This window comes from Pseudomonas sp. GXM4 (genome assembly GCF_008923895.1).
Taxonomy (GTDB): Bacteria; Pseudomonadota; Gammaproteobacteria; order Pseudomonadales; family Pseudomonadaceae; genus Aquipseudomonas; species Aquipseudomonas atacamensis.
This window is the reverse complement of record NZ_WBRZ01000498.1, coordinates 1-1373: the sequence shown is the minus strand read 5'-3', so window position 1 is coordinate 1373 and position 1373 is coordinate 1. Positions and strand designations below refer to the sequence as shown.

General features: G+C 50.7%; 1 pseudogene. It reads left to right on the top strand.

Going from position 1 to position 1373, the window contains the following annotated elements:
- Window positions 1-234: 234 nt before the first annotated feature.
- Window positions 235-1373: pseudogene (locus tag F8N49_RS27730) on the top strand (hypothetical protein); the annotation flags it as partial.

Sequence of the window (1373 nt, the reverse complement as noted above, 5' to 3'; positions counted from 1 at the left end):
CTGACGTCAAGGGCTTTGAAAAATATTTTTGACCCAATGAAAACCTGAAATCTATACCATCAGTATGCCCCGGTGCCTCCGGAAATGAACCCAGCCTAGAACGTTAGGCACGCTTACTCTGATCGCGAAATGACGTAGTATCTTGGGAAAGAAAGCCAGTGAAGCGGTCGAACTAAAATTAAATGGCGCCTGAAAACGGGTGCAGTTAATCACTATCCATTTCGATTTTTTACCATGACTCCAGATTTTTATCTTCCGCGCAGACTCATCAATCAAGACAATACTTTCACTGAGGAGGCTCTACTGGCCACCTCAAATTACGTCGTTGTCTTAGCCGAACCAGGCGGCGGGAAAACTGAGCTCATGGGAAGCCTAGCCCGACAGCTAGGCACTTCTACCGTCACCGCAAACAAATTCAAACACGTAGGCACCGACGTTGAGCATTCACCGCTTGTCATCGATGCGTTTGATGAGTTGGCCAAACTGGATCAATCGGGGATACATGGCCTTTTGGCTAACGCCAGTAAAGCAAAGCCAACCTACGTCATCATTTCGAGCCGGTCCAGCGAATGGAGCAGCGCGGCCACGAGTGCATTCGGAGAGTACCTCGGATGCTCACCGCTTGTGGTCAGACTGGTCGAGTTTGACGAAGAAGAACAGCGGGCTATTTTCCATCACCATGTTCAAGGTGAGGATTTCGCGACGTTCCAAGCGGAAGTCGCCCGATTCGACTTAGGATCGCTACTCCCGAATCCCCAGTTTTTGAAGATGTTCGCAGATGCCTTCATCGAAAGCGGCCGACGCTTCACGGACAAACGAAATATATTCTCCCAGGCTGTCGAGCGTTTAGCGAAAGAGGCTAACACTAGTGTAGCGAAGACTAACCAGCCCCTCTCGATCGTACAAAAGGTTGAGTTGTCTTCCGAGGTGTTTGCCAAGCTTTTGCTTTCAGGTGCAGAGGGCATAGGAACAAGCGAAGCAACCGCAGACCGGATTTATCCTTTGCTGGCGTCACTGTTTGACACGCCCACGGCCGCTGACAACATTCTGGCAACTCGACTTTTTAAGCCAGGAAACAAAGCGGACCAGCATCGGCCGGTTCACAAGATTGTCGCTGAATACTGTGCCGCGTATTACCTCGCCAAACGCATAGCTGAACCGTCTGACCATCTGACGATTCACAAATGTCTACCCATCATCGCTCCAAACTCCACTGTCCGGGACGAGCTCAGAGGCCTACTGGGATGGTTAGCCGCGCTAGGCAACAAATCTATTCAGGAAACCGCAATACAACTTGATCCCTATGCAGTGCTGGCGAACGGTGACCCATCTCCACTTGAGCACTCCTCGAAGCGCCTACTCATACAGTGCTT